Consider the following 25698-nt stretch of genomic DNA (forward strand, 5'->3'; position numbering starts at 1 on the left):
ATAATAAAAAATTGTGATAAAATGTTTATTTTTAGGTTTAAGCTTCGTGTGATACGAATAAACTATTATGGGTAAGATGTCAAGAATAACTCCCGGAAATTTTTCGACAAAGCTCAAAATAGATCCGCAGTCATGGAGCATATGCGATTTCGCTTGTTTTTATGCAGGAGATTGATGGAGGGATGGAGAATTAGTCTTCTAAATGAAAAAGAAAAGACGATTTTTGTCGATGCAGACGCATGCCCCGTAAAAGAGGAAATAATGCTCATTGCATCGCAATACAGCGTTCGGGTTATTTTCGTCGCATCATTTGAACACTACCAGCTTTCCAGAAGCAAAGACGAGAACTGGGTATACGTTGATCCTCATAAAGAAGCGGCAGATTTATATATCGCAAACCATGTGAGATCGGGAGACGTCGTAGTCACGCAGGATATCGGTTTAGCCTCTCTTTTGCTGAACAGAAATATTGCCGTCTTATCGGAAAGGGGCCGTTCTTATACTGAAGACACGATTGACTTCGCTCTGATGAGCCGTCATATGTCAGGCAAAATGAGAAGAAGCGGCATTCATTCCAAAGGACCTAAAAAATTAAATAAAGAAGATCGGAATCGATTTGTTACCCTGCTTAAAAAAATCCTGTCGAATGATGAAGGGATTTCAAATCAAAGCATCGAATAATGTACGACGGAGTGTTATAAGATGGGAAACCGCATACCAGATGAAGTAGTTAATCAGGTGCAGCAGTCAGCAGACATTGTTGAAGTCATAGGTGATTATGTCCAATTGAAAAAGCAAGGCCGCAACTACTTTGGGCTCTGTCCGTTTCACGGAGAAAACACGCCCTCGTTTTCCGTCTCCAGCGATAAGCAGATCTTTCATTGCTTCGGATGCGGTGCGGGCGGGAACGTTTTCTCTTTCTTACGGCAGATGGAAGGCTATTCATTTACGGAAGCTGTTTCTCACCTTGCGGATAAATATCAGATTGATTTCCCTGATGATATAACGATTCACTCTGCATCCAGGCCTGAATCTTCCGGAGAGCAGAAGATGGCGGAAGCCCACGAGCTTCTGAAGAAATTTTACCATCATTTGCTAATAAATACAAAGGAAGGCCAGGAAGCGTTAGATTACCTTTTATCAAGGGGTTTTACGAAAGAGCTCATAGATGAGTTTGAAATCGGCTACGCGCTGGATTCCTGGGATTTCATGACGAAATTCTTGAAAAAGCGCGGTTTTGAGGAAGAACTGATGGAAAAAGCGGGTCTGCTGATCAGAAGGGAAGACGGCAGCGGGTATTTTGACCGTTTCAGAAACAGAATTATGTTTCCCATTCATGATCACCACGGAGCCGTGGCGGCTTTTTCAGGAAGGGCGCTCGGAAGCCAGCAGCCGAAATATATGAACAGCCCGGAAACGCCGCTGTTTCATAAATCTAAGCTGCTGTATAACTTTCATAAGGCACGCCTGCCGATCAGGAAAGAGGAGAGAGCCGTTCTGTTTGAAGGCTTCGCTGACGTCATATCCGCCGTCAGCTCAGGCGTAAAAGAAAGTATCGCCACAATGGGAACGTCGCTCACCGAAGAGCATGTGAAAATCCTCAGGAGAAATGTTCAGGAGGTCATTCTCTGCTACGATTCGGATAAAGCCGGGTACGAAGCTACGCTGAAAGCGGCCGGCCTGCTCCAGAAAGCCGATTGTAAGGTAAGAGTAAGCATGCTGCCTGACGGGCTTGATCCTGATGATTATATCAGAACCCGGGGCGGAGAAAAATTCCGGACCGATATCATTGATGCAAGCGTTACGGTCATGGCTTTTAAAATGCAGTATTTCCGCAAAGGGAAAAACTTATCTGACGAAGGAGACCGGCTCGCTTACATGAAAGAAGTGCTGAAAGAAATCAGCGCTCTTTCCGGGTCGCTTGAGCAGGAAATGTATGTGAAGCAGCTCGCCTCGGAATTTTCTCTTTCGGTAGAGTCTTTGACGGAACAGCTTTCCATCTACGCCAGACAAAACGCCCCCGGCGACAAAAACGCCGAACCGCAGACAAGACGGGCCCGGGTGACGACAAAAGCGAAACGGCGCCGTCTCCGTCCCGCCTATGAGAACGCGGAAAGACTTCTGCTCGCTCATATGCTGAGAGACCGAAACGTCATAAAGAAAGTGATTGAGCGTGTCGGCTTTGAATTTAACATTGACGGACATCGTGCGCTGGCAGCATACCTGTACGCTGTATATGAAGAGGGCGCTGACATGACGCCGCAGCATCTTATGGCGAGAATGCAGGATGAGGAAATCAGCCAGCTGCTTTCAGATATAGGGATGCTCCAAGTAAACGAGGAGCTCTCAGAGGCCGAGTTATCCGATTACGTAAAAAAAGTGTTGGATCACCGAAAATGGTCAATGATAAAGGAAAAAGAAGCAGAAAGAGCGGATGCGGAGAGGCAGAAAGACTTCGTGAAAGCTGCGTCTCTGGCTCAAGAAATTGTTGCATTGAACCGATCATTAAAGTAACACCACAAAGAGGCTTGCGTTCTGATTGGCAATGATTCCTTGCGGAGGAGCAAATAGATCGCTTAACCTCATCATGAATTGTCATTTATTATCCGCAGCCCTGCATGCTGAAAAAGAGAGAAGGCTTCCGGGTCGGATAAGAAACATACCGCTTTTAGAATTCGTTGCAAGCTTTGGAAGGAGGGATCCATAATGGCTGATAAACAAACCCACGAAACAGAAACAGAACTTACATTAGACCAGGTAAAAGAGCAGCTTACTGAAACTGGAAAAAAACGTGGCGTTTTAACATATGAAGAAATTGCTGAACGCATGTCCAGCTTTGAAATTGAATCAGACCAAATGGATGAGTATTATGAATTTTTAGGAGAACAAGGTGTTGAATTAATTAGTGAAAATGAAGAAACGGAAGATCCTAATATTCAACAGCTTGCCAAAGCCGAAGAAGAATTTGACCTTAATGACCTCAGCGTACCGCCTGGCGTAAAGATCAATGATCCAGTCCGCATGTACCTTAAGGAAATCGGACGGGTAAATCTTCTTTCTGCTAAAGAAGAAATCACCTACGCTCAAAAAATTGAAGAGGGTGACGAGGAATCTAAACGCAGACTGGCTGAAGCAAACCTTCGTTTAGTTGTCAGCATTGCTAAACGGTATGTCGGCCGCGGCATGCTTTTCTTAGACTTGATCCAAGAAGGAAACATGGGTCTCATGAAAGCAGTCGAGAAGTTTGACTACCGTAAAGGATATAAATTCAGTACGTATGCGACTTGGTGGATCAGACAGGCGATTACACGCGCCATCGCTGACCAGGCGAGAACAATCCGTATCCCGGTTCACATGGTGGAAACCATCAACAAATTAATCCGGGTGCAGCGTCAGCTTCTTCAGGATCTTGGCAGAGAGCCGACACCGGAAGAGATTGCTGAAGACATGGATCTTACACCTGAAAAAGTCCGTGAAATATTAAAAATTGCTCAAGAGCCTGTTTCTTTAGAAACGCCGATCGGTGAAGAAGACGACTCACATCTCGGTGACTTCATCGAAGACCAGGAAGCGACATCTCCGTCGGATCATGCGGCATATGAGCTTTTAAAAGAACAGCTGGAAGATGTGCTGGATACGTTGACAGATCGTGAAGAAAACGTGCTGCGTCTCCGTTTCGGTCTGGATGACGGACGCACAAGAACTTTGGAAGAAGTCGGCAAAGTGTTTGGAGTAACGAGAGAGCGTATTCGCCAAATTGAAGCAAAAGCGCTTCGCAAATTGAGACATCCGAGCAGAAGCAAACGTCTGAAGGATTTTCTCGAATAGAATGGAACGGGTCTTTTTGATCCGTTCTTTTTTATGTATAAGATATATGGATAATATACCTTTATTTTACTGGATAAGCATATGTTTTGCAAATGAGTTCGGAAAAAATGCGGCATGTCCTGAAAGGGGGAAAATGAGATAAGTTTATTTATATTCTTTATTGTAAGCGTATACAATTCATTATACAATAGAATAAAGATAATTTTGTGATAAACAAGACAGTTATTTTTCTTTTTGTATAAATTGTGAAATCACTGAAATTGCTGAGCAAGACCATTTACTTTTTGTAAAAATAAGTTAGAATTAGAAGTGTTTACATAGGGGGAGAATGAAAAAGGGGGATGGAGATATGAAGTGGAATCCGCTGATTCCTTTTTTGCTCATTGCAGTGCTGGGAATAGGGCTGACTTTCTTTTTAGCTGTAAAAGGCAATGGAGATGCGCATCAGATCGCAAGCGGCGGTGAAAGCAAAAATGCCGAGAAGGAAACTGCAAACGCATCACCTGAAGAGATTTATAAAGCGAACTGCATCACATGTCACGGGGAAAACTATGAAGGTGTGTCAGGGCCGAACTTAAAAGGCGTCGGCAAAAGAAAAGATGTCGCTGAGATTAAAACAAAAATTGAAAAAGGCGGCAACGGGATGCCCGCGGGCCTTGTGCCGGCCGAAAAGCTGGATGACATGGCAAAATGGGTTTCTGACATTAAATAAAGCTTTACCGGTCCCTATATAAAAGACATATGAAAAACTCTATCCGCCGCTTGGATTCCGGGCGGTTTTTTTATATGATAGTAAAGGAAAAAGAACCTGAGAAAAGTTGTGATATTGTGAATGAAATGAAGTTATCTAAAAGATTGCAGTCTGTGGCGGAATATATCCCTCCGGGTGCCCTGGTTGCTGATATCGGATCGGACCACGCGTATCTTCCTTGCTATGCCGTTTTGAATCATTTGGCAAGCCGGGCAATCGCCGGTGAAATTACAGACGGACCGTTTCTATCCGCCAAACAGCAGGTGGAAAAACTGGACTTAAGCACTCTTATCTCCGTAAGGAAAGGTGACGGGCTGAGCGTCCTTGAAAAAGGAGAAGCCGGCGCCATTACAATCGCTGGCATGGGCGGAGCGCTGATCGCTCATATTTTGGAGTCCGGAAAAACGAAATTGACGGGGCGTGAACGGCTGATTCTGCAGCCGAATATTCATGCCGTTCATATAAGAGAGTGGCTGTATCAGGAAGGCTATGAACTGATTGATGAAGTGATTCTCGAAGAAGACGGAAAGTGTTATGAAATCCTCGTTGCGGAAACTGGCGACCGTGATGCGCCGTATCGGGACGTGCCGATGGCTGCCGGAATGCTTGCGGGTCCGTTTTTATTAAAAGAGAGGAATGAAGTGTTTCTTCGGAAATGGAGCCAGGAACTTAAGCATACTGAACAAATTTATGAACAGATCAGCCGCAGCGCAAAGCATGAAAATTATGAAAAATTAGCTGAATTGAAAGAGCGGATTTCTCTGCTGAAGGAGGTAATCGGACATGCCTAAACATGTGAACGGACAGGAAATCATCCAGCTGTTTGAACAATTTTCACCGAAGGCTTTTGCGGTGGAAGGAGATAAAATCGGTCTGCAGATCGGTACATTGAATAAGCCGGTGAAAAATGTCATGGTGACATTGGATGTTCTGGAACAAACGGTAGATGAAGCCATTGAGAAAAAAGTTGACTTAATTATCGCCCACCATCCGCCGATTTTTCGGCCGCTTAAACAGATCACCACTGATCAGCCTGGCGGAAGACTGATTGAGAAATGTATAAAGCATGATATTGCCGTATATGCGGCTCATACGAATCTTGATGTAGCGGACGGCGGTGTGAACGATCTGCTTGCCGAAGCTCTCGGCCTGACAGACACAGAGGTGCTCGTCCCGACATATTCGGACCCGCTGAAAAAGCTTGCCGTATATGTTCCGAAAGACTATGAAGAAGCTGTAAGAACTGCACTTGGCAACGCCGGAGCGGGACATATCGGCAATTACAGCCATTGCGCGTTCTCCTCTGAGGGAATCGGCAGCTTTAAGCCGCTGGACGGGGCAGAACCGTTTATCGGACAGACGGGAGAACTGGAGCTCGTCCATGAAGTGAGACTTGAGACCGTTTTTCCGGCAAGTATGGAGAAAACCGTCGTAAAAGCGCTGAAAAAAAGCCATCCGTATGAAGAGGTGGCATATGATATTTATCCGGTGGAGCAGTCTCCGCTTGAAAAAGGGCTCGGCCGCATCGGAAAACTTCAGCAAGATATGACGCTTGAAGAGTTTGCGCTGTTTGTGAAAGAAAAGTTTGACGTTAACGGAGTCCGGATGGTCGGAGAGCGAAACAGCAAGGTGAAAAAAGTCGCGGTTCTTGGCGGTGACGGAAATAAATATATTTATCAGGCAAAGCGGAAGGGTGCAGATGTTTACGTGACGGGCGATCTTTATTTCCATGTAGCGCATGATGCGATGATGATGGGATTAAACGTCGTGGACCCGGGGCATTATGCTGAAAAGATCATGAGAAAAGGCACGGCTGAGAAGCTTACGGCAATGGCCGGAGAGAAAAACTATGATGTGCGCATTTTCGCTTCCGAAACAGATACAAACCCATTTACCTTCTTATAAAAAAACTGAGGCCTCGGGCCTCAGTTTTTTATTTTTACTTTCGGAAGGATTTTTTTAAGCGGCACACTGTGTTCAAGCTGCCATGTCGATTCATCGTTGTGGTCAAACTGCTCTAAAAAGCGGATGACTTCCTTTGTAATCGGTGTCGGTGTTGATGCGCCTGCGGTAACGGCGACGGTATTGACGTCTTTCAGCCATTCGAGCTTCAGTTCACTGATGTCTCCGATTCGGTAGGCTTTTGTTCCGGCGATTTCTTCTGACACTTGCGCCAGTCTGTTGGAGTTATTGCTTTTCGGATCACCGACAACAATGGTTAAGTCCGCTTTTTTTGCCTGCTCTGATACAGCTTCTTGACGAACCTGTGTGGCCAGGCAGATTTCCTGATGGTATTGCACGTACGGGTACTTTTCTTTGACTGATTCCATAATATCGTGGACGTCCCACTGGGACATTGTCGTTTGGTTTGTAACGATTAATTTCTCAGCCTGAATATCGAGATTTCTCACGTCTTCCTCTGTTTCAACAAGATGAACGATTTCAGGAGCGACGCCGACGGCTCCTTCAGGCTCGGGGTGGCCTTTTTTACCGATGTATATGACGTGATAGCCTTCAGCTTTTACTTTTCGGATTAAGTCATGTGTTTTCGTGACGTCCGGGCATGTGGCGTCAATCGTAACAAGCCCTTTTTCCTCAGCGGCTTTTCTTACTTCCGGAGATACCCCGTGAGCCGTGAAAATAACGGTTCCTTTTTCCACCTGCTTTAAAATCTCCAGACGGTTTGTGCCGTCAAGCGTGTAAATGCCGTCTTCCTCAAACGCATCTGTGACATGCTTATTATGAACAATCATTCCCAGTATATATATAGGTCTTGGCAGTGTTTTATCGAGTGACGCGTTTTTGGCTATGACCATGGCATCAACAACGCCGTAACAGTAGCCGCGCGGCGATATTTTGATAACGTCCAATGTAGATGTCCTCCTATCAAAAGTGAGTGTAGAGGCAATATAAAAAGCCGTAGTTAAACGGCTCAAATCTTGCATTCTTCTGATCTCATTATAGCTAATCTTTCGTGAGATATCAAAGAATGTTAAATATATAATTTCGGCTTTGATCTGCCCGATGTTCTTTTTGGACGCGGCTGTTCCGCTGAGTCTGCCTGTGCGGCGTCTTTTTCTTTTGAAGCGGATGCTTTTTCGGACGTCTTCTTTGATGTTTTGGATGAGGCGTCTGATTTGGTTTCATCTTCTGTTTCAGCTGTTTTTTCAGCTTCATCCTTTTTGTCCGGTTCGTCTGTTTCTTTCGTCTCGTCAGATTCATTCTCGTCATCACTGCTGCTTAATTGGCTGTAAAGCTTCATCATGGCGGGCAGACTCCGTACTAAAGGACCGTACTGCTGGATCATCGGCGTAACCTGCTGCGCCACGCCGAGCACCTTCTGAACGTTGCCGAGCATGCTCGACAGGGATGCCGGACTTGCCAGGTTCTGTATTCCCTGCAGTCCTGCACCTGCTCCTCCGCTGGCCGCCGCCGGTGCCGACGCGGCAGCGCTTCCTCCTCCTGAACCGGGTAAAAAACGGGAAAGCATCCCTTTTAAGCCCCCTCCGCCGCCCGTGCCTGCGTTTCTCAGGCCCGCTCCGGCAATCTGCTGCTGAGGGAAAAGCTGCCGTCCCTGCTGCATCAGCTGCCGGCCCGGCAATGACGGTCTTCCTCCCATCATCATGCGCGGATTCATAAACGGCCGTCCCTGCTGCGCCATATTTCTCATCGGCTGCTGTGGAAACATACTTGTACCTCCTTTCTGTCTCTCTGCTATTACAATATGCATCGGAGGGGGCATTTGCTTTTCTGTCTCGAAAACAGGATTCCCCCAAGACATGGTGTTTTTAAGTAAAATCGGTTATAATGTGATGATGGACACAGAATGTGCCGCTTTAAGGAGCTGGGAAAAATGAAAGAAACTAAATTTGATGGATACAACTTAAAACCGTTTATTATAGATGCAGTTCACCGCCTTGGTTTTTATGAACCGACAGATATTCAAAAGCGTCTGATACCTGCCGTACTGAAAAACGAAAGCGTGATCGGGCAGTCACAGACGGGAACGGGGAAAACCCACGCCTATTTATTGCCTATTCTGAATCGGATTGATCCGGGTTCTGATACGGTACAGGCTGTTATCACGGCGCCGACGAGAGAGCTTGCCAATCAGATTCATCAGGAAGCGCTCAAGATCACACAGGGTGCGGAAGATGAGCCGATCCGGACAAAATGCTTCATCGGCGGGACGGACAAGCAAAAATCAATTGATAAGCTGAAAACACAGCCTCATCTCGTCGTCGGAACGCCGGGCCGGATCGCGGATCTGATTAAGGCGCAGGCATTGAACGTCTATAAAGCGCAGTCTCTCGTCATTGACGAAGCTGATCTGATGCTTGATATGGGCTTTTTAGAAGACGTTGATTACATCGGATCGCGTATGCCGGAAGAACTTCAGATGCTTGTGTTCTCAGCTACGATTCCGGAAAAGCTGAAGCCGTTTTTGAAAAAGTATATGGAAAATCCGAAGTATGCGCATGTTGAGCCGAAAAGAATCACAGCCGAAAAGATTGAACATGTGTTGGTTCCTTCTAAACAGCGTGATAAAGACAAACTGCTTTTTGATATGATGTCTCATCTGAACCCTTATCTGGGCATTGTGTTTGCAAATACGAAAAACACGGCTGACCATATTGCGAAATACCTGACTGAAAAAGGCATGAGGGTCGGTCTTCTGCACGGGGGATTAACGCCGCGTGAGCGTAAGAAGGTAATGAAGCAGATTAATGATCTGGAGTTCACTTATGTCATTGCGACAGACCTTGCGGCTAGAGGAATTGACATTAAAGGCGTAAGCCACGTCATCAACTACGAGCTTCCGGACGATTTGGATTTTTATGTTCACCGTGTCGGAAGAACTGCACGCGCCGGTTCATCAGGCCAAGCACTGACCATTTATGAGCTTTCTGACGAAGATGCGCTCGCAAGACTTGAAAAGATGGGCATTGTGTTTGACTATGCGGAGCTTGTAAACGGCGAATGGAAGAAAGGCGATGACCGCCACCGCCGTAAAAATCGCAAAAAGACGGCAAATGAGGCTGACCAAATTGCGAAACGCCTCGTGAAAAAGCCGAAAAAAGTAAAGCCGGGCTATAAAAAGAAAATGAGCTACGAAATGGAAAAAATTAAAAAGAAGCAGAGAAGAAACCAATCTAACAGAGGAAAGTAGGGGGAATCGGGTTGCTGAAAATAGGTTCACACGTCTCAATGAGCGGAAAACATATGCTCCTTGCCGCAAGCAAGGAAGCTGTTTCGTACGGGGCGAATACATTTATGATCTATACGGGCGCTCCCCAAAACACGCGCCGCAAAAAAATTGAAGACTTGAATATCGAAGCGGGCCGCGCCCATATGAAGGAAAACGGTATCGACGAGATTGTCGTGCATGCGCCGTACATCATTAACATCGGAAATACGACAAATCCGGCAACATTTGAGCTGGGCGTTGATTTTCTGCGTTCTGAAATTGAAAGAACAGCAGCGATCGGCGCGAGACAGATCGTGCTTCATCCAGGAGCGCATGTCGGAGCCGGAGCTGAAACGGGCATCAAAAAAATCATTGAAGGTCTAAACGAAGTGATTGTTCCCGAGCAAAACGTGCAGATTGCGCTGGAGACAATGGCGGGCAAAGGATCAGAATGCGGGAGAAGCTTTGAAGAGCTGGCCGAGATCATTGCGGGAGTCACGCATAATGAACATCTATCCGTCTGCTTTGACACTTGCCACACCCATGACGCCGGGTATGATGTCGCTAATGATTTTGACGGTGTTCTTAACGAGTTTGATAAAATCGTCGGCATCGATCGGATAAAAGTCCTTCATGTTAACGACAGTAAAAATATTAAAGGCGCCCGGAAAGACCGCCATGAAAATATCGGGTTCGGAGAGATCGGTTTTGACGCTCTGCAGTACATCGTTCATCACGAGCAGCTTGCCGATATTCCGAAAATCCTCGAAACACCGTATGTAGGCGAAGACAAGAAAAATAAGAAGCCGCCGTACCGTTTTGAAATCGAAATGCTGAAAGAAAAACAGTTTGATAAGGAGCTTCTTGAAAAAATATCAGCTCAATAAGAAAGAAAGGAGGGGCGGGTGTCCCTCCTTTCTTACCCTGAGAATTGATTGAAAAGTTCGTCAACTTTCCGCGCCGTTTCTTTTGAGGTTATCGTTTCCACTTTTTTCAGCAGGCGCAGCCGCTCCTGTTCATCAAAAATATTGATGTTTTTTCCTTGCATCAGAGCCGCTACCTCAGCCGCTTGACTTCTTGTAATGCTGATTCCGTATTGCTTGGAATATTTCAGCAGATCGTCCGCAGTGACTTGATTGAGCCGCTGCAAAATAATTCTTTGTATTAAAATCATCGATACTTTCACCTCTTTAGACATAATGTATTGAGCAGATCATTAAAATGTTACAGCTTTTAATGGTAAAATAAAGTTGCTTACTGTTTAAAATAGTTATTATAGGAAAGGAGATTTTATGACCCCAAATAAACAGCATAAAAGAGAATCATTTTTACACTTTATCTTCAGGGTCATTATGATTCTGATCGGGGCGGGTTCAGCCGCCGTAAGTATTGAATTGTTTCTGGTCCCTAATAATTTCATCGACGGAGGCATTATCGGTGTTTCATTAATTTTAGACCACCTCTTTATGTCCAATCCCCTCCTCAATTTCGCCTTATTCGTTGTGTTACTCAACATTCCATTTATGATTTTCGGATATAAATATATCGGAAAAACATTTCTCATCTCTACTGTTATCGGAATCGTCGGTTTAGCGCTGATTGAATCCTCATTGCACCATGTGGAGGCCATTACAACCCAGCCTATTTTGGCGACGGTATTCGGCGGGCTTTTGCTCGGTTTCGGGGTAGGCCTTGTCATCCGAAACGGAGGCTCGATGGACGGTACTGAAATCCTCGGTATCCTTCTCACGAAAAAGCTGCCCTTTTCAGTCGGGGAATTCGTTATGCTCATCAATGTGTTTATTTTCATTTGGGCCGGTTTTGTGTTCGGTCCGGAGCAGGCAATGTATTCTTTCATGACTTATTATATTGCCATGAAAACGATTGACGCCGTCATCCAGGGGCTTGATGAAACAAAAGCGGTCATTATTGTTGCAGAGCAATATGCTGAGATCTCAGATGCTATATTGCACCGGCTTGGACGGGGAACCACCAAGCTTCAGGGAAAAGGCGGATATACAGATGAAACCAAAGAAGTCATTTACGCGGTCGTGACAAGGCTTGAAGTGACTAAATTGAAATCCATTGTGTTTGAAATTGATAAAAACGCCTTTATTACGATTATGAATACCCATGAAACGAGAGGCGGTAAGTTCAAAACCGCGATTCACTAGGCTTTCATTTACTTTTCATCATTTTATAGGTATAATTTGATACATCATAAGAAAATGGCCTGCTGTTCAGACAGCTGCCATTTTCTTTTTGGAGCGATACCGTGTTGTAAAGGGGAGGTCCTCATGAACGTACAAGAAGCGTTGAACCTGCTGAAAGAAAAAGGGTATAAATATACGAGTAAGCGAGAAGACATGCTGCAGCTTTTTGCTGATTCTGATAAATATCTGACCGCCAAAAACGTGCTTGCCGCATTAAATGACGACTATCCGGGTCTGAGCTTTGATACCATATACAGAAATCTTTCGTTATATGAAGAACTCGGCATTTTGGAAACGACGGAGCTTTCCGGAGAAAAACTGTTCCGTTTTACATGCTCTTATACCCATCATCATCACCATTTTATCTGTTTAACCTGCGGGAAAACGAAGGAAATTGAGTCCTGTCCGATGGATAAGCTGCACGATGATTTGGAAGGGTATGAAATCAGCGGCCATAAGTTTGAAATTTACGGCACCTGTCCGGCGTGCCGATAAAAAACCTCCTGCTTATACAGGAGGTTTTTTTCAGCTTTTAACATGCTGGAAGCTGTGTTTGTTTTTATTAATCCAGGCGACGGCTTCAAGCCAATTCTGCACCCTGATAATATTGGAATCGATGGGGAGCTGATTATATGGGGAGTTAAAAAGGATAACCGGAATGCCTGCTTCTTTTGCGATCATTGTCGCATTGCCGTGGTGATCTTCGAAAAATAAATCAATGCCGTGTTTTTTGACGGCTTCCACTTTGTGATGGCCTCCGACAAGCTCAATGTGATCGTAATGAATGTCCCGGTTTGCAAACCAGTCCAGCGTAACATCTTCTAAGTGGCCGCGTCTTGCCGTAATGTAGATCAGACGGTGCTCTTCTTTCAGTCCGTCCAGTGCCTGCTTGGCAAATTCCGCGAGCTTCGCTTCTTTATATATGGCTGCTTCATGAACGTTCATCCATTCCCAAAATTCCTCGTCTGTAATGTTCAAAAGCTTCGTCAGATCATAATCAGTCATATCATCCAAGGTAATGGAAAGATGAAATGAGCGGTTTAAATAAGGGACAAATGTATCCTGTGCCGTAACTGTGCCGTCAATATCTATACCTAACCGTAACATGTCCACACTCCTATAAATTCATCCCTTCAAGTGTAACATAAACAATTAACAATACCAGAAAAGTTTAGCAAACATGAATCCGTAAAAAACGCGGAAACTAAAAAAGCTCCTTTCATAAAAGAAAAAGGGGGAATTGAAGGTGGCATACGATTACGAAAATCGAAAAGGCAACGACTACTATGTGGATCATGGATCGGAAGGAACCGATATCACGCGTGATGTTTATTCAGAAGAAACAGCGGCTGAAATCTCAGAGCCATATCGTGCTTCTGACCGGACAGCAGACCGTGATGATAACCGGGACGGAGTAAGTGAAGGCCGGGGGATAGGGTATGCAGCATTGGCTATTTCTATCATTTCCCTGTTTGTGCTCCCTGTTTTATTAGGGGCATGCGGCATTATCGTCGGCTATATCGCCAGAAGAAGAGGAGCAGGCGCTTTAGGCGGATGGGCGATGGGAATCGGTATTGTTTCGCTTGTGCTCGGCATCTTCATTACACCGTTTTTTTAACACAACGCAAAAAAAGCTTGGCGGAATATCCGTCAAGCTTTTTGTGTTTCTTGTTCTGCTTTTGCTTTTTCCGCTTCAAGCTTTGCGTAGTGTTCTTCTGCCAGCTTGTCGATTTCTTTTTTCAGCTCCTCGACCATGGTTTCTTCAGGAACTTTGCGGACGATTTGGCCTTTGCGGAAAAGAAGTCCTTCGCCGCGCGCGCCGGCAATCCCGATATCGGCTTCTCTTGCTTCGCCCGGTCCGTTAACGGCACATCCGAGAACCGCTACTTTAATCGGCGCTTTGACTTTAGAAATGTATTCTTCCACTTCATTTGCGATGCTGATGAGATCAATTTCGATCCGTCCGCATGTCGGGCATGAAATAAGCGTAGCCGCGTTTGAAGCGAGACCGAATGATTTCAGCAGTTCTCTGGCTACTTTTACTTCTTCAACCGGGTCGGCGCTCAGTGAGATCCGGAGCGTGTTTCCGATTCCTTTGCTTAAAATCGCTCCGAGTCCGGCCGCGCTTTTTACCGTTCCGGCAAACAGCGTGCCCGATTCTGTAATTCCGAGGTGAAGCGGATAATCAAATGCTTTTGACGCTTTTTCGTATGCTTCGATGGCGAGATTGACGTCAGACGCTTTCATGCTGACGATGATGTCGTGAAAGTCAAGGTCTTCCAGGATTTTGATATGATGAAGCGCACTCTCAACCATTCCGTCAGCAGTCGGATAGCCGTATTTTTCTAAAATGCGTTTTTCCAAAGAACCCGCGTTTACGCCGATCCGGATCGGAATTCCTTTTTCTTTCGCCGCTTTTACGACGGCTTCCACTTTTTCGCGCCGGCCGATGTTACCCGGGTTGATTCTGATTTTGTCGGCGCCGCCCTCAATTGCTTTTAATGCAAGCTTGTAGTCAAAATGAATATCGACAACGAGAGGGATGGAAATTTGTTTTTTGATGTCGGCAATCGCGTTAGCAGCGCGTTCGTCCGGACATGCCACTCGGACAATTTGGCAGCCGGCTTCGGCTAAGCGGTTGATTTCCGCAACTGTTGCTTCTACGTCGTGTGTCTTGGTCGTCGTCATACTCTGAATAACGACTTCGTTATTTCCGCCTATTGTTAAAGGTCCCACTTTGACGGGACGCGTTTTTGTACGATGTGTGATTTCACTCACTTGTCAATCGCTCCTTAATTGTAGTTACCGCTTTTGCAGGCTGAGCCTTTTACATGTCAGGCAACTTCTATTTACATGTTATATTGTAACAGTGTATTTGCCGAACTGACAAGAAATTAACGTTTAATTGCGGTAGACGGGGAATTTATAAGCGGTGCCTGCCCGAATGGCGTTTGCTTTTACATTCGGATTCAGCGCTTCAAAATCTTGTGCAATATCATCAGGCGCTTTATGTGCGCCGACTATCGACATCACCGTATCGCCTTTTTTGACCGTAACCGTTCTGTATGAAGCTTCCTGTTTTGCTGGCTGTGCCGCCGCTGCGTATGCTGGAAGGTCTTGAGAAGGGATCGTGCCGATTTTAAGATCGTAAAAGATAATGAATATCACAAATAAACTGCCGAATACAAAAGTAAGCCGCTTCATTCCAACCGCCTCCCGCATACATTTTTACTTCATTGTATGCTTGTCCCATTTTGTTCATGACAAAAAAGAAGACCGCCGGGGGCAGTCTTTGTTACACAGCTGTTTTTCTTGGCGGTATCTCTTTTAAGACGAGGAAAAGGATGATAAAGTTTACAAACCAATTCACTAAAAATTCACTCGGCACTGTAATAACAAGCGCGCGCATGATCGTAAAGAATATGGTCGAAAGTGTAATGGAATAAGCCGAAAGCTTCCAGAGCTGCTGGTAATTCAATGTCTTTCTTTGCGCATTTTTCAATATCAGGCCGATGACGGCGAGAAATGATACTTCAATGAATTTTCCGGCCGCTGTCATGATGAACAGCAAAACGGACAGGACGGTGACGATCATTGTTTTATTTTGGTTTAATGCTGATATGATTTCTTTTTTTGTGATATCAGCAGGCATCAGCGAATAATTCATTTCTGTCGCCTGTCCGTCTACAGCAAGCACCATTTTATTTTTCAAAATGCCGATCGCGTTTTGTTTCGCCGCTATTTGTTTCGCGCCGTAAGCATCTGTCGGATCAAACACGATGACAAAGCCGTTCGCTTCCGTTTCCTTAGAGGCGGACGCTTTCGTCTGCAATTCTCCGTTTGAAATGCTGAAATCAGGGAAATCTTTCTTTAACACGGTTTTGAAACCGTTCATTGAGTTTACGGTGCCGGAGCAAAGGTAATAAGCGCTTGGCAGCGTAAAAAGGACAGACAGCAAAAATACATAAAGGATCGCTTTTCCTATCCCCTGAAACCGTGTTTTTGCAACATCCGCCGGAGAGTATGTACTTTTCAATAAAGCCGTAAATATGTTCAACATCTTCACTTCCTAGCCTAAACTGGTATATGTTGCTTATTGTATCGTTCACAGGGGATGAACACAAGTGAGAGTATTTAAAGCGGTGATAAGGAATCATACATAATAAGATAAAGCGGGAAGCTGTGATCGCCCGCAAAACAAAGGAGGGTGTTTTTGTCATGAGTGTTTTGTATTGGCTGATTATCATTGCGGTCTTCGTCATTGCTTTTATCGGACTTGTATATCCGGTGATTCCAAGCGTTATTTTTATTGTGGCCGGTTTTCTTCTCTACGGATTTTTGTTTTCCTTCAGTCCTTATTCTTACCTGTTTTGGCTCATTGAGGCGGTATTTGCGGCCGTTTTATTCGCAGCTGACTATGTGTCAAATTTACTTGGCGTTAAAAGGTACGGAGGAAGCAGGGCGGCAATCTGGGGAAGCACGATCGGATTATTGATCGGGCCCTTCGTTATTCCCGTGGCGGGCATTATATTAGGCCCGTTTATCGGTGCTCTCTGCGCTGAGGTGTTTGTTCATCAAAAGGATATCAAGTCCGCGGCAAAAGTGGGGCTCGGCTCGTTAATCGGCTTTTTAACAAGCGTGGCGGCAAAAGGCGTCATTCAGCTCTTTATGATCGGATATTTCTTATGGACGGTGCTTTAGAAAGGTTTAATTTCGGCCGTGAACGGATAAAGTGTAATATGTCTGCTGGAATCGCCGGATTGTGAGCTTTTTCATTGATTACCACGCTTTCTTTTGTTACATTGAGATTAGAAAAGTTCGCGTTAAGCGGCATTTCAGTACATATATTTAAAGGAGGAAAAAATTATGGCTTACAAACTTCCAGAATTGCCTTACGCTTATGATGCTTTAGAACCTCATATCGATAAGGAAACGATGACGATTCACCATACGAAGCACCATAACACATACGTGACAAACCTCAACAAAGCGATCGAAGGATCAGCGCTTGCAGAGAAATCTGTAGATGAGCTTGTTGCTGATTTGAACGCAGTGCCGGAGGACATCCGCACGGCAGTCCGCAACAATGGCGGCGGACATGCAAACCACTCTTTATTCTGGACTCTTTTATCTCCGAACGGCGGAGGCGAACCGACTGGTGAGCTTGCTGAAGAGATCAAAAGCACGTTCGGAAGCTTCGATCAATTCAAAGAAAAATTCGCGGCAGCAGCTGCAGGCCGTTTCGGTTCAGGCTGGGCTTGGCTCGTTGTAAACAACGGCAAACTTGAAATTACAAGCACGCCAAACCAAGATTCACCGCTTTCAGAGGGTAAAACACCTGTTCTCGGTCTTGATGTTTGGGAGCACGCTTACTACCTGAACTACCAAAACCGCCGTCCTGATTACATTTCAGCTTTCTGGAATGTTGTGAACTGGGATGAAGTTGCCCGTCTTTACAGCGAAGCAAAATAATTGAGTTGAATGATCACAAGGTCTCCCGCGGGAGACCTTGTTTTTTTATTGACTTTGATTCCTTTTACATATCTCAGTTTGAGTGAGACAAACTAATGTGTAGTAAAGGGGAGTCAATGATGAGCAAAATAAAAAAAATTATCGGCGACATCGAAATAAATAAAGGGCTGCTGCTGTTATTGACGATTGGCGGCCTTTACTCATTGGGCATCGCGCTGTCAAATACATTTGTCAACGTGTATTTGTGGAAGCAGTCGGGAAAATTTATTGATTTGGCCATATACAATTTGTCGGTCGTAACGATGCAGCCGGTTACCTTTCTGCTGGCTGGCCGGCTGGCTAAAAAAATTGACAGGGTGTTTATTCTCAGGTTCGGCGTTATCTTTTTGGCCGCTTTTTATTTAAGTGTGCTGCTTGCAGGAGAAACTGCGGCTTCCCGTCTCGTTTTGATAGGGGCCGTGCTCGGAGTGGGATACGGCTTTTACTGGCTGGCTTTTAATGTGCTGACTTTCGAAATCACGGAACCGGAAACGAGAGATTTTTTTAACGGGTTTTTAGGCATTTTGTCTTCATCGGCGGGCATGATCGGTCCGATTGTGGCCGGATATGTCATTTCAAGACTTGAAAACAATACGGGTTATACAATCATTTTCAGCCTGTCGCTCGGCTTATTTGCCCTTGCCGTGGTCATGAGCTTTTTTCTGAAGCGGAGGGAGTCGAAAGGCCGGTTTATGCTGAAAAAAGTTTTTGATGAGCGCCACACGAATCTGAATTGGCGCCGGATTACCAACGCGCACTTTTTTCAAGGCTTGAGAGAAGGGATTTTTGTTTTTTTAATCAGCGTATTTGTATTCATTGCGACAAACAGTGAGCTGGCGCTCGGAACATTCGGCCTCGTCAATTCCGCGGTTTCTTTTTTTGCCTATTATTTTGCATCAAGGCTCATCAAAAAAAGAGCGCGGAAAAAGGCGATTCTTATCGGCGGATTGATCTTGTACGGCGCCCTGTTTCTCATCATTTTTAAAATGAGCTTCACGACGCTCCTTTTGTACGGAGTGTTTATTGCGATCGGCTATCCAGTTCTGCTCGTGCCGTATGTCTCGCTTACATATGATGTGATAGGCCGGGCGCGGCTTGCCAGAAAAGCCAGAATTGAATACATTGTGCTCAGGGAGTTATTTTTAAATGCGGGCCGGATCGTTTCCATCCTTTGTTTCCTTGTAATCGTTACATTATTCAAGGAAAAAGTGGGAATACCGGCGGCGCTCGTGCTGCTCGGAGCCGGCCATCCGCTGATTTATTACTTTATAAAAGACATCAAACTGGATACGGAAACTTCTGATGAAACAGTAGAAGAAGACCGACAAAAACAGGCGGCGGAACCGAATTTTATAAAAGGAGAAAGATAAAAGGGTTATCTGTAGAAAAATATCGAAAAAACCTTTAGAATGAAAAATGGCACCTGAACAGAAGGTGTCATTTCTTTCTGTAAATAAGAAAAGGTGATGTCATGAGGAGAAATAAAAAGAAAATAGCTGTAAACAAAGAAAAGAAAAAATCACTGCCGATCCGGCTTAATTTTTTGTTTTTGGCCGCGTTTCTTATTTTCACTTGGATTATCGTCGAGCTTGGCATCAAGCAGATCGTTCAGGGTGATGATTATAAAAACGCCGCCAATAAGCAGGAGGAGTCTGAGGTCAGCACGGCGGTTCCGAGAGGGAAAATATACGACCGGAACCTAAATCCCATCGTAACGAATAAAGCATTAAATGCGATTACATATACACGTTCAGCCTCAACCACCCAGGCACAGCGTTTAAAAATCGCAAAAAAACTGTCGGGTATGATTAAGGTAAGCACCAAAAAGGTGACTGAGCGGGATAAAAAAGACTATTGGATGTTAACGAGGCCTGATGAAGCGAAAAAACTGATTACGGCCGAAGAAAAGCAAAAAGCTGAAGACAAAAAACTGTCTGACGATGATTTATACCAGCTTCAGCTGAAACGCATCACAGACAAACAGCTGAATGAGCTCACTTCAAAAGACATGCAGATCCTTGCGATCAAAAGGCAGATGGATTCAGGCTACTCACTGACGCCTCAATACATCAAAAATGAAGGGGTGTCGGCGAAAGAAATGGCCGTCGTCAGCGAACATTTAGATGAACTGCCGGGAGTTGACGTGACGTCTGACTGGGAACGGTCTTATCCTTATAAAAGCCTGATCCGGACATTGCTCGGCAGTGTATCCAGTTCGAACGAAGGTCTTCCGTCCAACCTGCTGGATCACTATCTGTCACTCGGCTACAGCCGGAATGACAGGGTCGGAAAAAGCTATTTAGAATATCAATATGAAAGCCTGCTGCAGGGTCAAAAAGAGAAAGTGCAGAACTTAACCGACTCATCCGGAAATGTCACGGGCAGCAAAGTGATTTCAAAAGGACAGGCCGGCAAAGACCTTGTTTTATCCATTGATATGGACCTGCAGAAATCCGTTGAAAAAATCATTGAGAAAAATTTAAGATCGGCAAAAGCGAGACCGAGCACGAAGCTTCTTGATCGGGCCTTCGTCGTCATGATGAACCCGAAAAACGGAGAAGTGCTGACGATGGCCGGCAAACAGATTACGAATGACCATGGAAAGTACAAAATTAATGATTATGCCCTCGGCGCAATGACTTCCTCCTACGCAATGGGATCGGCGGTCAAAGGAGCGACGGTGTTGACCGGACTGCAGACGGGCGCGATTAATTTGAACACCGTTTTTCAGGATGAACCTATGTATTTCAAGGGAAGTAAAAACCCGAAAAAATCATGGACGAATTTAGGTCCCGTAGATATCCAAAAAGCGCTTCAGGAATCATCAAACGTGTTCATGTTCAAAACGGCGATTGCTGTCGGTAAAGGGGAGTACAAAAAAGGCCAGTCCCTGCCGCTTGATATGAAGGCATTCGATACTTTCAGATACTACTTCAATCAGTTCGGACTCGGAGTTAAGACGGGAATTGATCTTCCGAATGAAGCGACCGGGTACCAAGGGTCACAGCGGATTTCCGGTCTTCTGTTAGACTTTGCCATCGGACAGTATGATACGTTCACACCGCTGCAAATGGCGCAGTATGTATCTACAATCGCCAATGGAGGCTATCGTTTGAAGCCTCAGCTTGTAAAAGAGGTCAGGCAGCCTGATTCGAAAAAAGGAATCGGAGCCGTTGTAGAGTCTGTTCAGCCCCAAGTACTGAACAAGATTGATATGAATAATGCAGATATTAAAGAAGTGCAGGCAGGTTTCAGACGCGTCATGACAAAAGGGACAGCCGCAACTGATTTTGCGACGGCGACATACAGTCCTGCCGGTAAAACGGGTACGGCGCAATCTTTCTATGACGGTCCGGACAAATCAGAGACGGGTGAAGGAACGTATAATACGACTCTTGTCGCTTATGCACCTGCGGATAATCCGGAAGTGGCTATTTCTGTAGTCGTTCCTTGGGCCTATATTGATTACAGCGATCGATATTCGATTACGAATGATATAGGAAGAGCAGCTCTGGACAAATACTTTGAGCTGAAAAAGAAACAAGAAGATAATAATACGAAGCAGAAAAACGAAGATAAAATTCAGGAAGACGCTGAAAACGGCAATACAAATCACTAACAGAAAAACGCTCACAACTTGTGAGCGTTTTTTTTATACAAAAAAACATCCGGATTTACAAAACCTTAACACTTGATTTATACGCATTTTACAAGAACCCTTTACTCTAGACCTGTAGGACAAATTACACATTAAATGCAGGGGGAATTCAGGAAATGAAAAAAAACAAATGGATGCTTACGCTTCTGATGGCTGCTGTTATGATTGTTGCTGCAGCATGCGGAAATGCAAAGGAAAGCGGCAAGACAGACAGTCAATCTGCAAGTGAGGATAAAAAAGCATCAGGTTCTTTAACCATTTCTGGTTCATCAGCCATGCAGCCGTTAGTACTGGCAGCGGCGGAAAAGTTTATGGAAAAACATCCGGATGCTGATGTGCAGGTGCAAGCGGGAGGTTCAGGAACAGGTCTTTCGCAAGTGTCTGAAGGGGCAGTGCAAATCGGCAACTCAGATGTCTTTGCTGAAGAAAAAGAAGGCATTGATGCAAAAGTCCTAAAAGACCACCGAGTAGCGGTAGTGGCGATGGCGGCTGCGGTCAACCCCGGTGCGGGCGTAAAGGATATAACCAAAAAACAGCTGACAGACGTCTTTACAGGCAAAATTAAAAACTGGAAAGAGCTTGGCGGTAAAGATCAAAAAATTACACTCGTGAACCGTCCTGATTCATCAGGAACACGCGCTACGTTCGTCAAATACGCGCTTGACGGAGCAGATCCTGCTGAGGGCATTACAGAGGATTCCTCCAATACAGTCAAAAAAATCATTGCGGAAACGCCGGGAGCTATCGGTTATCTGGCATTCTCTTATATAAACGATGACAAAGTAACGCCTTTATCGATCGGAGGCATCAAACCGGAAGAGAAAAACGTCGTCACAGGCGAGTATCCGATTTGGGCTTACGAGCACTCTTATACGAAAGGTGAAGCGTCAGGCCTTACAAAAACGTTTCTTGACTATATGAACAGCGATGAAGTACAGAAAAGTATCGTAAAAGATCAGGGCTACATTCCGATCTCAGATATGAAAGTCACACGTGACGCAAACGGCAAGCAAAGCTGAGGGGAGGGCGGGCTCCCCGCCTCTTCTTCCTTATAGGAGTGTAAACAAATGATAAATCACAGAGAAAAAGAGTCTGTAAGCGAACGCTTAATAAGCTCAAAACAAAACAGGCAATTGGATGAAGTCCGCGGAAGGGTGATTGTGTCTGTGTGTGCCGCGATTATCATTGCGGCATCAGCGGCGATCACAATTTTTCTCGGTATAAAGGGGCTGCAATCTTTTTTTGTAAATGGTGTAAGCCCGATTGAGTTCTTAACAAGTCTGAATTGGAATCCAACCCAGGCAAAACCTGAGTTCGGCGCGCTGCCTTTTATTTTCGGATCATTTGCGGTCACGGTTCTGTCCGCTCTGATCGCAGCGCCCCTCGGTATTGCGGGTGCCGTGTTTATGACGGAAATTGCGCCGACTTGGGGAAAAAAGGTGCTGCAGCCGGTAATTGAGCTGCTTGTCGGCATTCCGTCCGTCGTTTATGGATTCATAGGTCTTACAGTATTGGTTCCGTTTATCGGCTCATTTAAATCAAGCGGAACGGGTCACAGCCTTTTGGCGGGAACGATCGTACTTTCGGTGATGATTCTGCCGACTGTTACATCGATTTCCGCTGATGCGCTTGCGTCACTTCCGAAACATCTTCGCGACGGTTCATATGCGCTTGGTGCGACGAGGTGGCAGACAATCAGAAAGGTGCTTATCCCGGCGGCGTTTCCGACATTGCTGACCGCTGTCGTGCTCGGGATGGCAAGAGCGTTTGGAGAAGCACTCGCCGTACAGATGGTTATCGGAAATACAAAGCTTCTGCCGGAAAGCCTGCTTGATACGGCGGGAACATTAACGACGATTATCACGTTAAACATGGGCCATACCACATACGGCAGTATTGAAAATAATACGTTATGGTCTATGGGGCTTGTTCTTCTTATCATGTCGTTTCTGTTTATATTGCTCATACGCTACTTGTCATCTAGGAGGAAAGTGTAATGAACCGGAAAATAACGGATAAATTGGCCACCGGTGTATTCGGGTTATGCGCCGCTGTAATCGCGGCGATTTTGGCAGGATTGTTTTTGTACATTCTCATTCACGGCGTCTCTGAAATCTCCTTGCATTTTCTTACGTCAAAATCGAGCGCCATTGCGTCAGGCGGCGGAATACGGGATCAGCTTTTTAACTCCTTTTACATTCTGTTTATCACCATGCTGATCACGATACCGCTTGGTGTGGGGGGCGGCGTCTTTATGGCTGAATATGCGCCCCAAAATAAAATCACCGATTTTATCAGAACGTGTATTGAGGTGCTGTCTTCGCTTCCGTCCATTGTCATCGGGATGTTCGGCATGCTGATGTTTGTAAATCTGACCGGATGGGGCTACACGATTATCGGAGGCGCGCTCGCATTAACGGTCTTTAACCTTCCCGTTATGGTCCGGGTGACAGAAGGCGCGCTCACTGCAGTTCCTAAGGAGCTGAAAGAAGCTTCTCTCGCTTTAGGCGTATCGAGATGGCATACCGTCAAAACGGTGCTGATTCCGAGTGCGATTCCTTCGATTTTAACCGGAGCCATTCTCGCATCAGGAAGAGTATTCGGAGAAGCGGCCGCATTGTTATTTACAGCGGGATTGACAACGCCGCGGCTGAATTTTACCGATTTAAATCCGTTTTCTGAAGCATCTCCTTTCAACATTTTCAGGCCGGCTGAGACGCTGGCGGTTCATATATGGAGTGTCAATACGCAGGGAATCATCCCTGACGCCGAAGCGATTGCAAACGGCGGCTCGGCGGTGCTGGTGATTTCGGTGCTCTTGTTTAACCTTTGTGCAAGATGGCTCGGGTCTGTCATTTATAAAAAGCTTACGGCAAATTAATCGGAAAGAGGCGAAAACATGATTGATTACATCATCAGGGAACAAGCGGAACAGACAAAGCGTTCGCCGGAGTCTTCGATTTTGGAAGTGAAGCATCTATCAATTTATTACGGTGAAAAACAAGCGGTTAAAGATGTAAACATGGATATTGAAAAACATGCGGTGACGGCTCTGATCGGTCCGTCCGGCTGCGGGAAATCAACATTTTTGAGACAGATTAACAGAATGAACGATGCCATTCCTTCGGCAAGAAGCGAGGGAGAGATTCTTTATGAAGGGCTGAATATTTTGGGGGAAGCGATTAATGTCGTGTCTCTCAGACGGGAGATCGGTATGGTGTTTCAAAAACCGAATCCGTTTCCGAAATCCATTTACAATAACATCACACATGCGCTGAAGTATGCGGGTGAACGCAGGAAAGCCGTTTTGGATGATGCGGTCGAAGAAAGCTTAACGAAGGCGGCGCTTTGGGATGAAGTCAAAGACCGGCTTTATTCATCGGCTCTGTCGTTATCAGGCGGCCAGCAGCAGCGCCTTTGCATCGCCCGTACGCTTGCGATGAAACCTGCCGTACTTCTTTTAGATGAACCTGCTTCAGCTCTGGACCCTATTTCAAACGCCAGAATCGAGACGCTTTTGACAGAACTGAAAAAAGATTATTCGATTATTATCGTTACGCATAACATGCAGCAGGCGCTTAGGGTGTCTGACCGAACGGCTTTCTTTTTAAACGGGGAAGTGGTGGAATACGGGCAGACAGAACAAATTTTCACGAGTCCTAAAGCGCAAAAGACAGATGACTACATTAACGGAAAGTTCGGATAGGGGGAAGGACTGTGAGCCTTGTGAAGGAAGCGGTGCACACACATAATTTATTTGATATTCACGGCATGAACGTATGGTACGGAGCCCATCAGGCTTTAAAAGACATTACGATCGGTTTTGAGGAGCGGAAGGTAACTGCGATCATCGGTCCGTCCGGCTGCGGGAAATCCACTTTTATTAAAACATTAAACTTAATGCTGCAAATGGCCCCGAATGTCAAAGTGACAGGCGACATGATCTATAACGGGCGCAATCTGCTGAAAGAAAAGACGGATGCGGCAGAATTAAGAAAACAGATCGGTATGGTGTTTCAAAAAGGAAATCCGTTTCCCCAGTCGATATTTGAGAATGTCGTGTACGGTCCGAGAATTCACGGCGAAAAAAATAAAAAGAAACTGCTTGAAATCGCCGAGGAATCTTTAAAGGCAGCTGCGCTCTGGGATGAAGTGAAAGACCGCCTTCACCAGCAGGCGCTTTCACTGTCAGGCGGTCAGCAGCAGCGGCTGTGCATCGCAAGGGCGCTCGCCACAAAACCGGACGTCCTTCTGATGGATGAACCGACGTCTGCTCTTGATCCCGTGTCCACGCGAAAAATAGAAGAGCTGATTTTGACATTGAAAGAGAAGTATACAATCGTCATTGTGACGCACAACATGCAGCAGGCTGCGAGGGTCTCTGATCAAACCGCGTTTTTCTATATGGGCGAATTGGTGGAGTGGGGCGATACGGGCAAAATATTTTCTCAGCCGGATCATCAAAAAACACATGATTATATCACCGGAAAATTCGGATAAAAAAACGGGCCCGGCCATTGACCGGGTCCGTTTTATACTGTCTATTAAA

Annotated in this window: 27 protein-coding genes; 20 read left to right on the top strand and 7 right to left on the bottom strand. The window is 45.5% G+C overall.

The window, feature by feature from the left end:
• Positions 1 to 174: 174 nt before the first annotated feature.
• The 6 genes from OQ477_RS02450 (at position 175) to OQ477_RS02475 (ending at position 6484) form a co-directional block, all read left to right on the top strand.
• Positions 175 to 681 (top strand): YaiI/YqxD family protein, encoded by a 507-nt coding sequence (locus OQ477_RS02450; RefSeq protein ID WP_007612647.1) that lies wholly within the window; start codon positions 175 to 177, stop codon positions 679 to 681.
• A gap of 21 nt (positions 682 to 702) precedes the next feature.
• Positions 703 to 2514 carry a DNA primase gene (dnaG, locus tag OQ477_RS02455; protein WP_007408290.1) on the top strand — a complete coding sequence of 604 codons (1812 nt, stop codon included), beginning with the start codon at positions 703 to 705 and terminating at the stop codon, positions 2512 to 2514.
• Positions 2515 to 2706: 192 nt separating this feature from the next.
• A complete protein-coding gene (gene rpoD, locus OQ477_RS02460) occupies positions 2707 to 3828 on the top strand; it encodes an RNA polymerase sigma factor RpoD (RefSeq protein WP_003152998.1) in 1122 nt (373 codons plus the stop codon).
• Positions 3829 to 4177: 349 nt separating this feature from the next.
• Complete coding sequence (gene cccA, locus OQ477_RS02465) at positions 4178 to 4540, top strand: cytochrome c550 (protein ID WP_003152999.1); 363 nt, start codon at positions 4178 to 4180, stop codon at positions 4538 to 4540.
• Between the two features lie 125 nt (positions 4541 to 4665).
• Positions 4666 to 5370, top strand: a complete 705-nt coding sequence (locus OQ477_RS02470) for a tRNA (adenine(22)-N(1))-methyltransferase (RefSeq protein WP_265972408.1) — start codon at positions 4666 to 4668, stop codon at positions 5368 to 5370.
• Positions 5363 to 6484: a Nif3-like dinuclear metal center hexameric protein gene (locus tag OQ477_RS02475; protein ID WP_015240228.1), complete on the top strand. Its 1122-nt coding sequence runs from the start codon at positions 5363 to 5365 to the stop codon at positions 6482 to 6484. Before OQ477_RS02470 ends, OQ477_RS02475 begins: the two co-directional genes overlap by 8 nt.
• 20 nt (positions 6485 to 6504) lie before the next feature.
• Here OQ477_RS02475 and OQ477_RS02480 read toward each other — a convergent pair whose 3' ends face one another.
• Together OQ477_RS02480 and vrrA are read right to left on the bottom strand one after the other, a co-directional pair.
• Positions 6505 to 7449, bottom strand: a complete 945-nt coding sequence (locus OQ477_RS02480) for a 4-hydroxy-3-methylbut-2-enyl diphosphate reductase (protein ID WP_029326068.1) — start codon at positions 7447 to 7449, stop codon at positions 6505 to 6507.
• A 122-nt stretch (positions 7450 to 7571) separates the two neighbouring features.
• Positions 7572 to 8267, bottom strand: coding sequence for a VrrA/YqfQ family protein (gene vrrA / locus OQ477_RS02485; protein ID WP_265971270.1), 696 nt, complete (start codon positions 8265 to 8267; stop codon positions 7572 to 7574).
• A gap of 165 nt (positions 8268 to 8432) precedes the next feature.
• On the opposite strand from vrrA, the gene OQ477_RS02490 reads away from it, so the two are divergent.
• Both OQ477_RS02490 and OQ477_RS02495 read left to right on the top strand, forming a co-directional pair.
• Positions 8433 to 9749 carry a DEAD/DEAH box helicase gene (locus OQ477_RS02490; protein WP_015240227.1) on the top strand — a complete coding sequence of 439 codons (1317 nt, stop codon included), beginning with the start codon at positions 8433 to 8435 and terminating at the stop codon, positions 9747 to 9749.
• Between the two features lie 11 nt (positions 9750 to 9760).
• The gene (locus OQ477_RS02495; protein WP_038459221.1) at positions 9761 to 10654 is read left to right on the top strand and encodes a deoxyribonuclease IV; all 894 of its coding nucleotides are present in this window, start codon (positions 9761 to 9763) and stop codon (positions 10652 to 10654) included.
• Between the two features lie 32 nt (positions 10655 to 10686).
• Here the strand turns inward: OQ477_RS02495 and OQ477_RS02500 are convergent, their stop codons facing one another.
• Positions 10687 to 10941 (bottom strand): DUF2624 domain-containing protein, encoded by a 255-nt coding sequence (locus OQ477_RS02500; protein ID WP_046559879.1) that lies wholly within the window; start codon positions 10939 to 10941, stop codon positions 10687 to 10689.
• A gap of 118 nt (positions 10942 to 11059) precedes the next feature.
• Here OQ477_RS02500 and OQ477_RS02505 point away from each other — a divergent pair, with 118 nt between their 5' ends.
• Complete coding sequence (locus OQ477_RS02505) at positions 11060 to 11941, top strand: YitT family protein (RefSeq protein WP_007408296.1); 882 nt, start codon at positions 11060 to 11062, stop codon at positions 11939 to 11941.
• Between the two features lie 123 nt (positions 11942 to 12064).
• A complete protein-coding gene (locus OQ477_RS02510) occupies positions 12065 to 12475 on the top strand; it encodes a Fur family transcriptional regulator (protein ID WP_003153018.1) in 411 nt (136 codons plus the stop codon).
• A 30-nt stretch (positions 12476 to 12505) separates the two neighbouring features.
• Here OQ477_RS02510 and OQ477_RS02515 read toward each other — a convergent pair whose 3' ends face one another.
• Positions 12506 to 13087, bottom strand: coding sequence for a nucleotidase (locus OQ477_RS02515; protein ID WP_007408297.1), 582 nt, complete (start codon positions 13085 to 13087; stop codon positions 12506 to 12508).
• A 133-nt stretch (positions 13088 to 13220) separates the two neighbouring features.
• Between OQ477_RS02515 and OQ477_RS02520 the strand changes: the two genes are divergently transcribed.
• Entirely contained in the window at positions 13221 to 13598 is a 378-nt protein-coding gene (locus OQ477_RS02520) for a DUF308 domain-containing protein (protein WP_265971271.1), read from the top strand.
• Between the two features lie 32 nt (positions 13599 to 13630).
• On the opposite strand, the gene ispG is transcribed toward OQ477_RS02520, so the two are convergent.
• The 3 genes from ispG to OQ477_RS02535 all read right to left on the bottom strand — a co-directional run bounded on the left by ispG (position 13631) and on the right by OQ477_RS02535 (position 16040).
• Positions 13631 to 14749, bottom strand: a complete 1119-nt coding sequence (gene ispG, locus OQ477_RS02525; RefSeq protein ID WP_169510269.1) for a flavodoxin-dependent (E)-4-hydroxy-3-methylbut-2-enyl-diphosphate synthase — start codon at positions 14747 to 14749, stop codon at positions 13631 to 13633.
• A 132-nt stretch (positions 14750 to 14881) separates the two neighbouring features.
• Complete coding sequence (locus OQ477_RS02530) at positions 14882 to 15184, bottom strand: LysM peptidoglycan-binding domain-containing protein (protein WP_025285006.1); 303 nt, start codon at positions 15182 to 15184, stop codon at positions 14882 to 14884.
• A 91-nt stretch (positions 15185 to 15275) separates the two neighbouring features.
• The gene (locus OQ477_RS02535) at positions 15276 to 16040 is read right to left on the bottom strand and encodes a DUF1189 domain-containing protein (RefSeq protein WP_265971272.1); all 765 of its coding nucleotides are present in this window, start codon (positions 16038 to 16040) and stop codon (positions 15276 to 15278) included.
• A gap of 158 nt (positions 16041 to 16198) precedes the next feature.
• Between OQ477_RS02535 and OQ477_RS02540 the strand changes: the two genes are divergently transcribed.
• The 9 genes from OQ477_RS02540 (at position 16199) to pstB (OQ477_RS02580) (ending at position 25649) form a co-directional block, all read left to right on the top strand.
• Positions 16199 to 16681, top strand: a complete 483-nt coding sequence (locus OQ477_RS02540) for a DUF456 domain-containing protein (RefSeq protein WP_015240226.1) — start codon at positions 16199 to 16201, stop codon at positions 16679 to 16681.
• A gap of 165 nt (positions 16682 to 16846) precedes the next feature.
• Complete coding sequence (gene sodA, locus OQ477_RS02545) at positions 16847 to 17452, top strand: superoxide dismutase SodA (RefSeq protein ID WP_003153025.1); 606 nt, start codon at positions 16847 to 16849, stop codon at positions 17450 to 17452.
• A 119-nt stretch (positions 17453 to 17571) separates the two neighbouring features.
• Positions 17572 to 18861: an MFS transporter gene (locus tag OQ477_RS02550; RefSeq protein ID WP_012118002.1), complete on the top strand. Its 1290-nt coding sequence runs from the start codon at positions 17572 to 17574 to the stop codon at positions 18859 to 18861.
• A gap of 101 nt (positions 18862 to 18962) precedes the next feature.
• Positions 18963 to 21110: a penicillin-binding protein 2A gene (gene pbpA, locus OQ477_RS02555; RefSeq protein ID WP_265971273.1), complete on the top strand. Its 2148-nt coding sequence runs from the start codon at positions 18963 to 18965 to the stop codon at positions 21108 to 21110.
• Positions 21111 to 21265: 155 nt separating this feature from the next.
• A complete protein-coding gene (locus tag OQ477_RS02560) occupies positions 21266 to 22168 on the top strand; it encodes a phosphate ABC transporter substrate-binding protein (RefSeq protein ID WP_265971274.1) in 903 nt (300 codons plus the stop codon).
• A 48-nt stretch (positions 22169 to 22216) separates the two neighbouring features.
• Positions 22217 to 23146, top strand: coding sequence for a phosphate ABC transporter permease subunit PstC (gene pstC / locus OQ477_RS02565; protein ID WP_007612605.1), 930 nt, complete (start codon positions 22217 to 22219; stop codon positions 23144 to 23146).
• Positions 23146 to 24030: a phosphate ABC transporter permease PstA gene (pstA, locus tag OQ477_RS02570; protein WP_007612597.1), complete on the top strand. Its 885-nt coding sequence runs from the start codon at positions 23146 to 23148 to the stop codon at positions 24028 to 24030. Before pstC ends, pstA begins: the two co-directional genes overlap by 1 nt.
• Positions 24031 to 24048: 18 nt before the next feature.
• Positions 24049 to 24855, top strand: a complete 807-nt coding sequence (gene pstB, locus OQ477_RS02575; RefSeq protein WP_265971275.1) for a phosphate ABC transporter ATP-binding protein PstB — start codon at positions 24049 to 24051, stop codon at positions 24853 to 24855.
• Positions 24856 to 24866: 11 nt separating this feature from the next.
• The gene (gene pstB / locus OQ477_RS02580; RefSeq protein ID WP_038459206.1) at positions 24867 to 25649 is read left to right on the top strand and encodes a phosphate ABC transporter ATP-binding protein PstB; all 783 of its coding nucleotides are present in this window, start codon (positions 24867 to 24869) and stop codon (positions 25647 to 25649) included.
• The last annotated feature ends 49 nt before the right edge of the window (positions 25650 to 25698 follow it).

It is taken from the genome of Bacillus sp. ChL18 (assembly GCF_026241425.1).
GTDB classification, from domain to species: Bacteria; Bacillota; Bacilli; order Bacillales; family Bacillaceae; genus Bacillus; species Bacillus velezensis.